Source organism: Saccharopolyspora sp. NPDC003752, assembly GCF_053605825.1.
Genome location: NZ_JBSGJZ010000054.1, coordinates 18,406 through 31,691, shown reverse-complemented (window position 1 = coordinate 31,691; position 13,286 = coordinate 18,406). Strand labels below are relative to the sequence as shown.

The 13,286-nt window shown below is 71.7% G+C and carries 14 protein-coding genes; 10 read left to right on the top strand and 4 right to left on the bottom strand.

All coding sequences use genetic code 11. The features are described 5' to 3' along the window. The first annotated feature begins 53 nt into the window (after positions 1-53). Positions 54-1,466, top strand: coding sequence for a MocR-like pyridoxine biosynthesis transcription factor PdxR (gene pdxR, locus ACWEV3_RS39120; protein WP_452618738.1), 1,413 nt, complete (start codon positions 54-56; stop codon positions 1,464-1,466). Between the two features lie 96 nt (positions 1,467-1,562). Then, entirely contained in the window at positions 1,563-2,654 is a 1,092-nt protein-coding gene (locus tag ACWEV3_RS39115) for a D-alanine--D-alanine ligase family protein (protein WP_132484744.1), read from the top strand. A 68-nt stretch (positions 2,655-2,722) separates the two neighbouring features. Here ACWEV3_RS39115 and ACWEV3_RS39110 read toward each other — a convergent pair whose 3' ends face one another. Both ACWEV3_RS39110 and ACWEV3_RS39105 read right to left on the bottom strand, forming a co-directional pair. Beyond that, positions 2,723-3,256: a DUF3515 domain-containing protein gene (locus ACWEV3_RS39110; RefSeq protein WP_452618737.1), complete on the bottom strand. Its 534-nt coding sequence runs from the start codon at positions 3,254-3,256 to the stop codon at positions 2,723-2,725. A 215-nt stretch (positions 3,257-3,471) separates the two neighbouring features. Then, positions 3,472-3,705, bottom strand: a complete 234-nt coding sequence (locus tag ACWEV3_RS39105) for an Lrp/AsnC ligand binding domain-containing protein (RefSeq protein WP_452618736.1) — start codon at positions 3,703-3,705, stop codon at positions 3,472-3,474. A gap of 73 nt (positions 3,706-3,778) precedes the next feature. On the opposite strand from ACWEV3_RS39105, the gene ACWEV3_RS39100 reads away from it, so the two are divergent. Further along, entirely contained in the window at positions 3,779-4,768 is a 990-nt protein-coding gene (locus ACWEV3_RS39100) for a thiamine-phosphate kinase (RefSeq protein ID WP_452618735.1), read from the top strand. Positions 4,769-4,850: 82 nt separating this feature from the next. Here the strand turns inward: ACWEV3_RS39100 and ACWEV3_RS39095 are convergent, their stop codons facing one another. Continuing rightward, positions 4,851-6,068: an MFS transporter gene (locus tag ACWEV3_RS39095; RefSeq protein WP_452618734.1), complete on the bottom strand. Its 1,218-nt coding sequence runs from the start codon at positions 6,066-6,068 to the stop codon at positions 4,851-4,853. Between the two features lie 489 nt (positions 6,069-6,557). Here ACWEV3_RS39095 and ACWEV3_RS39090 point away from each other — a divergent pair, with 489 nt between their 5' ends. Together ACWEV3_RS39090 and ACWEV3_RS39085 are read left to right on the top strand one after the other, a co-directional pair. Next, complete coding sequence (locus ACWEV3_RS39090) at positions 6,558-7,232, top strand: uracil-DNA glycosylase (protein ID WP_452618733.1); 675 nt, start codon at positions 6,558-6,560, stop codon at positions 7,230-7,232. 354 nt (positions 7,233-7,586) lie between these two features. Beyond that, positions 7,587-8,180 (top strand): Rv1733c family protein, encoded by a 594-nt coding sequence (locus ACWEV3_RS39085; protein WP_452618732.1) that lies wholly within the window; start codon positions 7,587-7,589, stop codon positions 8,178-8,180. A gap of 59 nt (positions 8,181-8,239) precedes the next feature. Here ACWEV3_RS39085 and rpmB read toward each other — a convergent pair whose 3' ends face one another. After that, complete coding sequence (gene rpmB, locus ACWEV3_RS39080; protein WP_093262649.1) at positions 8,240-8,431, bottom strand: 50S ribosomal protein L28; 192 nt, start codon at positions 8,429-8,431, stop codon at positions 8,240-8,242. Between the two features lie 288 nt (positions 8,432-8,719). On the opposite strand from rpmB, the gene ACWEV3_RS39075 reads away from it, so the two are divergent. From ACWEV3_RS39075 to ACWEV3_RS39055, 5 genes are all read left to right on the top strand, one after another. Further along, on the top strand, positions 8,720-10,270 hold the full coding sequence (locus tag ACWEV3_RS39075) for a DAK2 domain-containing protein (protein ID WP_452618731.1): 1,551 nt from the start codon (positions 8,720-8,722) through the stop codon (positions 10,268-10,270). Between the two features lie 180 nt (positions 10,271-10,450). Then, the gene (locus tag ACWEV3_RS39070; protein WP_452618730.1) at positions 10,451-10,789 is read left to right on the top strand and encodes a GntR family transcriptional regulator; all 339 of its coding nucleotides are present in this window, start codon (positions 10,451-10,453) and stop codon (positions 10,787-10,789) included. Positions 10,790-10,839: 50 nt separating this feature from the next. Beyond that, on the top strand, positions 10,840-11,790 hold the full coding sequence (locus tag ACWEV3_RS39065) for a DUF1648 domain-containing protein (protein WP_452618729.1): 951 nt from the start codon (positions 10,840-10,842) through the stop codon (positions 11,788-11,790). 11 nt (positions 11,791-11,801) lie between these two features. Then, on the top strand, positions 11,802-12,686 hold the full coding sequence (locus tag ACWEV3_RS39060; protein WP_452618728.1) for a CPBP family intramembrane glutamic endopeptidase: 885 nt from the start codon (positions 11,802-11,804) through the stop codon (positions 12,684-12,686). Positions 12,687-12,785: 99 nt separating this feature from the next. Beyond that, the gene (locus ACWEV3_RS39055; RefSeq protein ID WP_452618727.1) at positions 12,786-13,247 is read left to right on the top strand and encodes a hypothetical protein; all 462 of its coding nucleotides are present in this window, start codon (positions 12,786-12,788) and stop codon (positions 13,245-13,247) included. Positions 13,248-13,286 lie beyond the last annotated feature (39 nt).

Genomic DNA, 13,286 nt, shown 5'->3' with positions numbered 1-13,286 from the left:
AGGATCTTTCAGCAAGTGGCATTATCGAAGTGCCAATCAGGGAGAATTTCGAAATGCCACATTCCGTGCCCGCAGCCAGCTCCCCGCTGCTGGAGCTGGCCATCGAGCTGCGCCGCGACGATCCGCGCCCGCTCGCCGTTCAGCTCGCCGACGCGTTGCGGCACGCCGCCACCCTCGGCCAGCTCCGCGGCGGCGACCGCCTGCCGTCCACGCGCGCGCTCGCGCGGCACCTCGAAGTGAGCCGCACGGTGACCGCCGCGGCCTACGAGCAGCTGCACGCCGAGGGCTGGATCGCCGGACGGCACGGCTCGGGCACCTACGTCACGACCAGCCCGCCCGGATCGCGGACCGGGGCCCCCGCCGGCGCCGACCGCGGCGCGCGGCAGGCGGACGAGCCGATGGTGGTGCTGACGCCCGGCGTGCCGTGGGCGGGCGGAGTCGACCGGGCGGCGTGGCGGCGGGCCTGGCGTGCGGCGGCGGACACCCCGCCCGATTCGAAGCCGCATCGCGGCGGGTCGATCGAATACCGCGAGGCCATCACCGAGCACCTGCTGCGCCACCGCGGTCTGGTCGTCGGCGGGCTGACGGTGGACAACGTGCTGGCCACCGGCGGCACCACGGCGGCGGTCGTCGAGCTGGCCGGCTCGGTGCTCCGCCGCGGCGCGGCGGTCGCCGTGGAGGAGCCCGGATATCAGCGGGCGGTCGGCGCGCTGCGGTCGGTGGGCGTGCGGGTGGTGGCCGCACCGGTCGATCACGCGGGCATCGTGGTCGACGCCATTCCGCGCGGCGTGCAAGCGGTCTACTGCTCGCCCGCGCACCAGTACCCGATCGGCGGCCGGTTGCCGGCGGAGCGCCGGATCGCGCTGGTGGAGCGGGCGCGCGCCGAGGGCTGGCTGATCATCGAGGACGACTACGACGGCGAGCTCCGCTACGACGTGGCGCCGCTGCCGGTGCTCGCGTCGATGGCCCCGGACGTCGTCGTGCACCTCGGCACGACGAGCAAGATCCTCACCCCGACCCTGGGCGTGGGCTGGATGCTGGCGCCCGACGACGTCGCGGCTTGCGTGCTGCAGCACCGCGATCGCACCGGGACCAGCCCGGCTCCGGCGGGGCAGCGCGTGCTGGTGGAGCTCGCCCGCCACGGCGACCTCGGACGGCACCTGCGACGCCTGCGGCGGGAGCTGTCGCAGCGCCGGGCGTTCGTCGTGGAGAAGCTCGCCGCCGAAGGCGTCGAGGTGTTCGGCGACCGCGCCGGGGCGCACGTGGTGCTGCCGCTGCCGGATGCGGAGACCGAGCAGCACGTGGTCGCGATGGCGGCGGAGCACGGACTGGTGCTCGACGGCCTGCGGCGGCACCACTGCGGTCCGCAGCAGTGGTTCGGGTTGGCGCTCGGCTACGCCGCGTGCTCGCGCGATGAACTGGAACGCGCGCTGCCGATTCTGGCCCGGCTGTGCGGGAACGCGTGAAACAGCTCGCTCACGGCGGGGGAGTCGATCGGTTCCACTGCGAACCGGTCAACCTTTGTGAAACGGGCCTTCGGCACGGCAGGTAGGGTCCGGCGCATGACACAGCGCAAGACCCGGGTGGCCGTCGTCTTCGGCGGGCGCAGCACCGAGCACGGCATTTCCTGCGTGTCCGCCGGTAGCGTGCTCGCGCACCTGGACCAGGACCGCTTCGAGATCCTGCCGGTCGGCATCACCCGAGAGGGCGCCTGGGTGCTCGGCACCGACGACCCGAAGCAGTTGGAGATCCGGGACCGCCAGGCACCCGAGGTCGCGCCGAACACCGCGCTCGCGCTGCCCGGCGACCCCACCCGCCGCGAGCTGGTGCTGCTGGAACCGGGCCGCGGCGGTGAGGTGCTGTCGTCGGTCGACGTGGTGTTCCCGGTGCTGCACGGCGCGTTCGGCGAGGACGGCACCATCCAGGGGCTGCTGGAGATGGCCGACGTGCCCTACGTCGGGGCGGGCGTGCTCTCCAGCGCCGTGTCGATGGACAAGGAGTACACCAAGAAGCTGCTCGCCGCGGAGGGCCTGGGGGTGGGGCGCTTCGAGGTGCTGCGCCGCGATCAGGCCACGCTGGACGAGCGGCAGCGCGAACGGCTCGGGCTGCCGGTGTTCGTCAAGCCGACGCGGGCCGGATCGTCGCTGGGCATCACCAAGGTCACCGACTGGGCGGACCTGGACGCGGCGATCGCGGAGGCGCGGCGCACCGACCCGAAGGTGATCATCGAGTCGGCGGTGGTGGGCCGCGAGATCGAGTGCGGCGTGCTGGAGTTCCCGGACGGCCGGATCGAGGCGTCGCTGCCCGCCGAGCTGCGGGTCACCGGCGAATCCGACTGGTACGACTACGAGTCCAAGTACCTCGACGACGTCACCGAGTTCGACATCCCGGCCAAGATCGGCGACGACGCGATCGAGGAGCTGCGCGCCGCGGCGGTGCGGGCCTTCCGCGCGCTGGACTGCCAGGGCCTGGCGCGGGTCGACTTCTTCCTCGCCGAGGACGGCGAGCTGATCGTCAACGAGGTCAACACGATGCCGGGCTTCACGGCGATCTCGCTGTACCCGCGGATGTGGGCGGACACGGGCGTCGACTACCGGACCCTGCTGACCACCCTCGTCGAAACGGCGATCTCCCGGGGCACCGGCCTCCGCTGACCCGCGAGCGAACGGCCCGTTCACCTCGTCAGGCGAGGTGAACGGGCCGTTCGCTCGTGTGGTGCCGGTTACGGGAAGACCGGCTGCTTGGGGAAGGTGTTGCGGAGGATCTCGGAGAGGTCCTGGATGGGGCCGGTCCCGGTGCCCTCCGGGGCGGTGAGCGCGACGTACACGGGGCGGTCGACCGCCAGCCACGAGGTGTCGCCGCCCTGGTTGATCTCCAGCCAGCTGACGCCGGAGACGTCCAGCAGCTGCGCCGTCGGCGTCAGCTCCTGCGGGGCGTCGATGCCGCACCGCACGGTCAGCGGGTCGTGCTTCGCATCTCCCCACGCGACGGTTCCCGCCGGCGCCGGCTCCGCCAGGGCGCGGCGCGGCACGCGCGCGTCGCCCACGGCGAGCTCGCGCGGCAGCGCTTCGAGCACCGCCGCGCACTCCGGCGACGACGCCTTCGGCGCCGGGACGGGCGCGAGCGGAAGCGGCCCGCTTCGCCGGGCCGCTTCCGCTTCCGCTTGGGCTTGCTGCGCCTGGTGCTCGCCGTACCAGCCGTACGCGCCGACGCCGGCGACCGCCAGGGCGAGGAGTGCGCCGAGCGTGATCGCCACGATCAACACCGGCCGGGGCAATCCGGGCGCTGATTGGTGAACCACGTCGTCCACTACAGCACGGCCGCCGCCGGGTGCGGTCACCGGCCCGGCCGTGCTCCACTCTGGTGCGGGCTGCCCACCCGCGCTTTCTTCGAGCGGCGCCGCCGCCCGGGGGTGGCTCGCGCCGCTGCGGGAGATCCCCGGCGACGCGGAACCAGTTCAGTGACGGATCGTCACAGGTGCACCACGGGGCAGGTCAGGGTGCGGGTGATGCCTTCGACGTTCTGGATCTTCGCCACGACCATCTTGCCGAGCAGGTCGACGTTCTCGGCTTCGGCGCGCACGATCACGTCGTACGGGCCGGTGACGTCTTCGGCGCTGATGATGCCGGCGAAGTCCTTGATCTCGCTGGCGACCGCGGCGGCCTTGCCAACTTCGGTCTGGATGAGGATGTATGCCTGAACCACGGCGTGCCCCTTCGTGTGGCCGATGTGCTCGGGGTAGGAAACTGGCAGAAAGCTACCCCATCGGACCGAGCGGATGCTCAAGGAAGGAAGGTCCCAGTTGGGTCCTGATTCATCGCAGGACGCACAGACCGTTTCCCAGTTGGGTGAGTTCGGCCTCATCGATCGGGTTACGGCCGGGCGGCCGCAGTCACCTGGCACGTTAATCGGGCCGGGTGACGACGCCGCGGTCCTGGCGGCCCCGGACGGCCGGGTGGTGGCCGCCACCGACGTGCTGGTCGAAGGGGTGCACTTCCGTTTCGACTGGTCGACACCGGAGCAGGTGGGCCGCAAGGCCGTGGCCGTGAACCTCTCGGACATCGCCGCGATGGGCGCGGTGCCGACCGGCCTGCTGGTGGGCCTGGCCTGCTCCCCGGACCTGCCGACGAACGTGGTCGACGAGCTGTCCGCGGGCATGTGGGAAGAAGCACAGCGGGTCGGCATCGGCATCGTCGGCGGCGACATGGTGTCGGCGACCTCACTGACGATCTCGATCACAGCGCTGGGCGACCTGCAGGGCCGGGAGCCGGTGACGCGGTCGGGCGCGCGGCCGGGGGACGTGGTCGCGGTGGCCGGCCGGCTGGGCTGGTCGGCGGCCGGATTGGCCGTGCTGGGGCGGGGTTTCCGCTCGCCGGTCGCGGTCGTCGGCGCGCACCGCGTGCCGGAGCCGCCGTACGCGGCGGGGCCGCAGGCGGCCGTCGCGGGCGCGACGTCCATGGTGGACACCTCGGACGGGCTGCTGGCCGATCTCGGGCACATCGCGGAGGCGTCGCAGGTGGCCATCGACGTCCGGACCGAGCAGGTCGAGGTGCCGCAGCGGCTGACCGAGGTCGCCTCGGCGCTGGGCGCGGACGCCCGGCACTGGGTGCTCACCGGCGGCGAGGACCAGGCGCTGGCCGCGACGTTCCCACCGGGACGTCCGCTGCCGGAGGGCTGGCGCGCGATCGGCGTGGTCGCCGAGGGCGCCGGTGTCACGGTGGACGGCGGCGAGTACGAGGGCCCGGCGGGCTGGGAGCACTGGCGTTGAGGCGGGATCGCCGAGGACTTCCCCGAACGCGGAGAACCCCGATGCGCCACTGGCGCATCGGGGTTCTCCGCGTTCGGGGCGATCAGCTCGCCGAGGAACCCGCCGGGGCAGGCGCGTCCTGCATCAGCGGCTTGTTCGCCGTCTCCTTCATCAGCAGGATCGGCACCAGCGCCACCAGGGCCGCGGCCATCAGGTAGAACGCCGGGAACATGGTGTTGCCGGTCGAGGTGACCACGGCGTCGTTGACCAGCGGCGCGGTCCCGCCGAAGGCCGCCGTCGAGATGTTGTACCCGATGCAGAAGGCCGCGTAGCGGACCTTCGTCGGGAACATCGCCGGCAGCGTCGCCGCCAGCGGCCCGATCAGCTGCACGTGCCCGATCGCCAGCAGGCCCAGCCCCAAGATCGTGGTCAGCACGGTGCCCTGGGAGATCAGCATGAACGCCGGGATCGGCAGCACGATGAAGCAGATCGCCGCGGACAGGAACAGCGGCTTGCGGCCGACCCGGTCCGACAGCGCGCCCACCGGCGTGATGATCACCATCATGAACAGCACCGTGAGCAGCAGCGGGACCAGGACCTGGTATTCCTGGCCGGGCTCTATGTGGAGCGTGTTCTTGAGGTACGTCTCCATGTAGGTCAGGATCGTGTAGTTGGCGATGTTGATCAGCACCACGATGCCCATCAGGATCAGCAGCTGCCGCCACCATTCCTTGATCAGGTCCTTCAGCGGCGACTTGGCCACCTGGTGCGTCGCTTCCAGCTTCTTGAACGCCGGCGTGTCCTCCAGCTTGCTCCGCAGGTAGAGACCGACGCCGCCGAGCGGACCGGCGATCAGGAACGGAATGCGCCAACCCCAGCTTTCCATCGAGGCGGTGTCCAGATTCAAGATCAGGATCGTCGGCACCAGCGCGCCGAATCCGAATCCGACGAGCGTGCCGAATTCCAGCCAGCTACCCCAGAAGCCGCGGCGGCGGTCCGGCGCGAACTCGGCGATGTAGGTCGCCGCGCCGCCGTATTCGCCGCCGGTCGAGAAGCCCTGCAGCAACCGGCACAGCAGCAGGAGCATCGGCGCGAAGACGCCGATGGCTTCGTAAGTCGGCAGCAGGCCGATCACGAACGTCGATCCGGACATCAGCAGGATCGTCAGCGCCAGCACCTTCTGCCTGCCGATCCGGTCGCCCAGCGGGCCGAAGAACAGGCTGCCCAGCGGCCGGAACAGGAAGGAGATCGCGAAGACGCCGAAGGCCGAGATGGTCTCCAGCGGGCCGGGGAAGAACTGGTGGCCCACGTATGCGGCCACATATGCATATACGCCGAAGTCGTACCACTCCGTGCAGTTGCCGATTGCCGCTGCGCCGACCGCGCGACGGAGCAGAGAGCGCTGCTCGGCTGATGTTTCGGCTGATTCCTGCGAAGTCATGAGTTTGCGGCCCACCTCCGGGTCATGCCATCCACCCTTGCGGTCTTCAGAACTCCGGTGAACCTAGCCGAGCGGCCTTGTGGAGGCCACCAAAAGCCGTGGATTGCGTTATTCCGATGTTATTTCCTATATGCAAAAGGTCACCGATCGAGCGGCCCGCGCGTTGTGTCGGAGTGTCGCCGATTTGACAGCCGAATTCGGCGGATGACTAGCGGAAATGGTGCTTTCGTGTGACAGCCGGATACGGGTGTGCGCCATATCGCCCGGCATGTTACTTCCATCGAGTGTGACGTGCGACACGTTGACCGTCCGAAGTCGATCTCGGGGGTTGTCCGGAGGGCGATCTTGGTAGCTCGCTAGGGTGCTCGGATGGTCGCACAGCCGTTGCACGAACTCGTGGAGGCCGGGTGGGCGAAAGCCCTGGAGCCGGTCGCCGATCAGATCAAGAAGATGGGCGAGTTCCTGCGCACCGAGGTAGCCGAGGGCCGGACGTACCTGCCCGCCCCGGAGCACGTGCTCCGCGCCTTCCAGCAGCCGTTCCACGACGTGCGGGTGCTGATCGTGGGCCAGGACCCGTACCCGACGCCCGGGCACGCGGTCGGCCTCAGCTTCTCCGTCGCGCCCGGCGTCGCGCCGCCGCGCAGCCTGGTCAACATCTACCGCGAGTACACCGAGGACCTCGGTCACCCCACGCCCTCCGGCGGCGACCTCACGCCGTGGACCGAGCGCGGGGTGCTGCTGCTCAACAGGGCGCTGACGGTCCGGCCCCGCAACTCCGGTTCGCACCGGGGCAAAGGCTGGGAGGAGATCACCGCGCAGGCCATCCGCGCGCTGGCCGCGCGGGAGGAGCCGCTGGTGGCGATCCTCTGGGGTCGCGACGCCCGCGACCTGCGCCCGCTGATGCCCGGCGTGGAGTGCGTCGAATCGCCGCACCCGAGCCCGATGTCGGCCGACCGCGGCTTCTTCGGTTCCCGCCCGTTCAGCCGGGTGAACGAGATCCTCGAACGCCGCGGCATGGAGCCCATCGACTGGAAGCTGCCGTAGAGGGGGTTTCTGCTCGCTTTGCTCAGCGGTGCGGGTAGCGGCCCCCCTGCGGGAGTTGCAGACGCCGTCTGGACTGCGGGAGCCCCGACTTACGTATGACCAATACGCGGCATCGGGGACTGGCCTCGCCCAGTAGCCCGGAAGGGGCGGGCACCGTCTGAGAACCCGCGGCGGTGCAAGTTGCGTGCGTGGCGAAAGAGAAAGCGGCTGCGCCGCTTGCCTGGCCGCCCAGTGCCGCCGAGCAAGCCCCGGCGCAGGCGCGTTTTGCCTGCTCGCGGCGTATGGATTTCGGTTCCGCCCGGTCGTACATTGGCCCTTGCCGGATGATGCGTTCAGGGCGGAAGAAGGCTCGTCATGAGAGCCGGCCGGAACGGCAGCGAGCTGCGGTGCCTGATCCGCAGGATATTTCCGGGCGCGAACCCGCTGCGGCGGCGCACCGACTACTTCGAGCCGGCCGCGCTGCTGCTGGTCGCGCTGATCGCGGTCGCCACCGTGGTGGCGGCCCTGTTCGTGGCGCAGTCCGAGCTGCGCGGCCGGCTCGCCGACGTGGATCGCGAGCAGGTGGCCAAGCACCAGGTGGTGGCGACGGTCGTCGCCGAGCTCGGCGACGGCGGCGGCGCCGGGAACGCGCACCGGCCGGTCGCGGTGCGCTGGGGGCAGCCGCCGGACGAGCGCTTCGCCGTCATCGAGCTACCGGCCCGCGCCCCGGCGGCCGGAACCGTCCCGGTGTGGCTGGACCAGCAGGGCCTGCCGACCTCGCCGCCGCTGACCCGCGCCGAGGCGACCCAGGCGGCAGGCATGGCCGGGGCGAGCGTGCTGCTCGGATCTGCGCTGGTCACCACGGTCGCCCTGATGGGGGCCCGACTGATCGTGACCCGCAGGCGACTCGCGGCCTGGGCCGCGGAGTGGGAAAAGGTAGGCCCCCAGTGGCGCAACCACGCCTCGTGAGGCCGTGAACGCAGAAAACCCCGGGGCGCTGGGCCCCGGGGTTTTGCGCGCAGTCGAGTTCAGCCGCGGACGACCTTGCCGGCCTTCAGGCAAGAGGTGCACACGTTCATGCGCTTGCGCTGCGAAAGACCGATCTTGGCGTGCACGGTCTGAATGTTCGGGTTCCACCGGCGCTTGGTCTTCCGGTGGGAGTGCGAGACCGAGTTGCCGAAGCCTGGTCCCTTACCGCAGACGTCGCAGACGGCAGCCACGTCAGACACCCCTTAACTTTGCTTGACGGTTACAGCGATGAGAGCCGCAAGCGCACCACGGCCGCATCAGCCTCGCGTGAGCGCTCACTGTCCACCGCCGTGACCGGCGGCCTCAGCCCGGAGAACCCGGTTGCCCGGGGTCATCGCCACCCTGGGACCGGATCAGTGTAGCCCACCGGCGAAGGCGCTCCCGGCGGTGGGGGCGAGTGCCGATGCGTGCCGAACCCGGCGCGGACAGCGACTAGTCTCGGACAATCCGATCGTAGGTGGCGGCGTGGGAGGTCGCGGGTGTTGCGGACGCTGACTGCGGCGGCTGCCCGCAGGTGGGCTGACCTGGCGCTGGCCGGGCTGGCGGCCGAGCGCGACGCGATCGACCGGATCAACGTCTACCCGGTCGCCGACGGCGACACCGGCACCAACCTGCTGCACACGATGCGCGCGGCGGTGGAAGCGCTCGACGCGGTCGAGCCGGACACGCTCGGCGGTGTTCTCGCCGCGCTGTCGAAGGGCGCGCTCGGCGGCGCGTGCGGGAACTCCGGTGTGCTGCTCTCACAGGCCCTGCGCGGTATCGCAGAGTCGTTGCGCGACGTCGCCGAAGCCGACGGCGGGGCGTTCGGTGTGGCGTTGGCCCGCGCGGACGAGCTGGCCAGGCAGGCCGTCGCCGAGCCCGTTGAGGGCACGGTGCTGTCGGTGTTGCGCGCCGCGGCGCTCGCGGCCGGTTCCGGCGAGCTCGACGCGGTCGTGCACCGCGCGACCCGGGCGGCTGTCGACGCGTTGGCCGCCACTCCGGGCCAGCTCGCGGCGCTCTCCGGCGCCGGCGTCGTCGATGCCGGCGGGCGGGGCCTGGTGATCGTGCTCGACGCGTTGCACGCGGTGGTGCGCGATGGCGAGCGGCTCGCGCCGGAGGCGCCGGTGCCGGGCGATTCGGGTGTGCTGGAGCACGAGTCGCAGCACGAGTACGAGGTCATGTACCTGCTGGCCGACACCGATCAGGACCGGGTCGCGGCGCTGCGCGCTGCGTTGTGCGCGCTCGGCGACTGCGTGTCGGTGGTCGGTGACGGCGCGGATTCCTGGGCCGTGCACGTGCACTGCGACGACATCGGGGCGGCGATCGAGTCGGGCATCGGGACCGGGCGCGTGCACAAGATCAAGGTCACCCGGTTCGCCGACCAGCAGGCCGCGTTCGCGCGGGATGTCGCCGTGCTCGCCTGCGTCACCGACGACGTCCTGGGAGAGCTGTTCGCCGCCGAGGGCGCGGATGTGCTGGTCGGCGGCGCGGAGCTGACCGAGGAGCGGCTCCGCGAGGCGTTCGTCGCGACCGGCGCCGCGCACGTCGTCGTGCTGCCCAACGACGCGGCCACGGCCGCCGCGGTGGAGCGGGTCGGCGCGGTCGACGAGGGGCAGGACGTGGTCGTGGTGCCGATGGCGTCGCCGGTGCAGGGGCTGGCCGCGCTCGCGGTGCACGATCCGACCCGGCGCCGGGCCGCCGACCAGGTGGCGATGGCCGAGGCGGCGGCCGCGACGCGGCGCGGCGAGCTGCGCATCGCCGATGCCGAGGCGCTGACCTGGGTCGGCCGCTGCCTGCCCGGCGACGTGCTCGGGCTGATCGACGGCGAGGTCGTGCTCATCGGCGACGACGTGCCCGTCGCGGCCCGCGAGCTCGCCACCAGGATGCTCGCCACCGGTGGCGAGCTGCTCACGGCGCTGGTCCGGGCCGATGCCCCGGACGGTCTGCCGGACGCGCTGGCCGGACACCTCCGCCACGCCCATCCCGAGGTCGAGTTCGCCCACTACCCGGGCGGGAACCTCGACGCACTGCTCCTCATCGGCGTCGAGTAGCACCTCCGCCGACACCCGCATCGCTCCGATGCGTTCGCGTTTTGCCTGGTCAGGCCCGTGTGCATTTCTTGCTGCTATGGCGACAAGAAGTACGCACGGGTCCTGACCTGCGCGAACGGTGAGGCTGCTGGCACATAAGAAATGAATGGTGCTAGTGTCATTAGCACCATGTTGCTTTCGTTGGATTTGCACGATCAGCGGCCGCTGCACGAGCAGGCCGCCGACGCCATCCGGCGCGCCATCACCGACGGCGAGGTCGCGCCGGGCGATCGGCTGCCGCCCGCGCGGGACCTGGCGGTCGCGCTGCAGATCAACCCCAACACCGTGCTCCGCGCGCTGCGCGAGCTGCGCGAAGAGGGGCTGCTGGAGTTCCGCCGCGGGCGCGGCGTCACGGTGCTGCGCCGCCCGGATGCGAAGGCCGCGCTGCAGCGGAAGGTCGGCGACCTATTGGCCGAGGCCGAGCGCCACGGCTATCGGCCGGACGACGTCATCGAATGGATCAGGCAGGGGGAGAGATGAGGGATTCATCCGGGCCGGAGTCGGGTGGCCCACCAGACGCAGGAGGCGAAATGACCTACCGCACCCGGTTCCTGGCCGCCTCGGGCCTCTGGGTCGTGGCCGTGGCGGCGGTGCTCCACTTCGGCATCCGGGCCTTCCGCGACCGGCTGCCCGATCCGATCGCGTCGCACTGGGGCTTCGCCGGCGCGCCGGACGATTCGACGTCGGTCGCGGGTTTCCTGATCTTCGTGCCTATCGGCTGGCTGGTGCTCGGGTCGGCCGTCGCCGGGTACGCCGCGCGCGGCTGGCGGGTACGCCGCACCCGCGCCGCCGCGGGCGCCATCCTCGCCGCCGGCGCGGTGTTCATGATCGGCCTGGCGGCGCTGACGGTGTGGGCGAACCTCGACGTCGCCGAGTGGCGGCAGGCGCGGTCGATGAACTGGCAGATGATCCCGGTGCTGCTGATCGCGGCGCTCGCCGGCCGGCTCGGCTGGTTCGCCTGCCACCGGGGGCCGGACGAGGGCGCGCAAGACGCGGCCGAGGGGCCGGAGCTGGCGCTGAAGCCGGGCCAGCGGGCGGTGTGGCTGGCGTCGGTGTCGAGCCCGGCGCTCCGCGCGGGTGGCTGGCTCGTGCTGCTGGCCGCGGCCGCGACCGCCGTCTTCCAGCCCTGGCCGGTCGTGCTGGTCCCGCTGCTGGCGGGCGCGGCCTGCCTGGCCCTGTCCTCGGCGCGGGTGCAGATCGACGAGCGCGGGGTCCGGGTCGCGTTCGGGCCGCAGCGCTGGCCGGCCCGGCTGATCCCGCTGGCGAAGATCGACGGCGCGCGGGTCGGGACCCGCCGGCCGCTGGAGGTCGGCGGCTGGGGTTACCGGGTTCGGCCGAGCAGCACCGCGATCATGCTGCGCGGCGGCGAATGCCTGGTCCTGCGGCTGACCTCCGGCCGCGATTTCTACATCAGCGTCGACCACGCCGAACGCGGCGCGGAACTGGTCAACGCGCTCATCACCGAACGCTCGGCGCTGTGAGGGGAGACGACGTGGGACGTCGCGATCTGTGGGTGTACTTGCTGGTGGCGCTGGGCGGCGCGTGGCTGGTGGCGCTGCCGCTGTGGCTCGCGGGCGGCCTGGGCAGCGGTTTCCCGTGGCTCGCCGGAGTCATGATGTTCACGCCGACGCTGGGCGTGCTCGCGGTGCGACTGCTGGACCGCCGCGTGCCGGCCCGCGAATGGGCCCGCGCGACCGGCCTGACCTTCGGGCCGCGCAAGGGGCGCACGGTCGTGCTGCTGCTGGCCGCCTGGCTCGGCACGCCGCTGCTCAGCGCGGCGGCCGTCGCGCTGAGCGCGGCCGTCGGGGTCCTCGCGGTGGACTTCGACTTCAGCCTGATGCGCGAGGCCATGGGCGGCGCCCCGCCGGTCGGCGTCGGGACCCTCGTGCTGATCCAGCTGGTGGCGATGGTCCTGTTCGCGCCGTTGATCAACTCGGTGCTCGCCTTCGGCGAGGAGTGGGGCTGGCGGGGCTGGCTGCTGCCTCGGCTGATGGAGTTCGGCACCTGGCCCGCGCTGCTGCTCTCCGGCCTGATCTGGGGCGTCTGGCACGCACCGCTGACGCTGCTCGGCTACAACTACCCGCAGCTCGGCGCCTGGGCGGCGGTCCTGTTCACCGGGTTCTGCGTGATCTACGGGGTGCTGATGGGCTGGTTGCGGCTGTACTCGGGCAGCGTCTGGCCCGCGGTGCTGTGCCACGGCTCGTTCAACGCGTCCGCCGGTCTGCCGATGATCCTGGGCTCCGCGGCCGAGCCGCCGAACGTGGTCATCGCCGGGGTCACCGGCCTGGTCGGCTGGGTGCTGATGGCCGCGCTGGCGCTGTTCGTGACGCGCCGGTGGCGCCTGGACCGGGCCCCGCAGCCGGTCGCGGCCGCCTGACCAGCCCCGGCCCGGTCGGCGATGCCCGGCCGGGCCGACCGGTGGCGGCGGCCTGGCGCTACTGTCGTTACTGGTCCTCGACTGTCCCGGGAGCGTCCAGTGAGTGTCCGAAGCCGGTATCTGTGGTTCGTCGGTGGCTGGACCGTGCTCATCGCGCTGCTGATGATCGCCGTCCCGCTGCTGCTGCGCGCGCGGTTGCCGGAGCCCATCGCGATCGAGTGGACGTCGTCGGGGGCGCCGAAGAGTTCCAGCTCGCTGCGCGACTTCCTGTTCGACAAGCTCGTCTGGTGGCTGGCGGTCGCCGCGGTGTGGAGCGTGTTCGGGGTCCGCGGGGTGCTGCGGCGGCGCGGCCTGGCCTGGGCCGGGGCGGCGCTGGGCGTCTTCGGCTCGCTGATGCTCGGCACCGTCGTGCTGACCACGCTCACCAACCTGGACGCCACGGACTTCCGGGACACCGTCGATCTCCACGCGCAGGGCTGGCTGCTGCTGGGCGGTGCGCTGGCGGGCTGGCTCGGCTGGCGGCTGGGCAGCCAGAGCGCGCGGGTCGCCGCCACCGACTGATCGACTCGTCGGTGCCGTCCGATAACTTGCGGGTGCCTG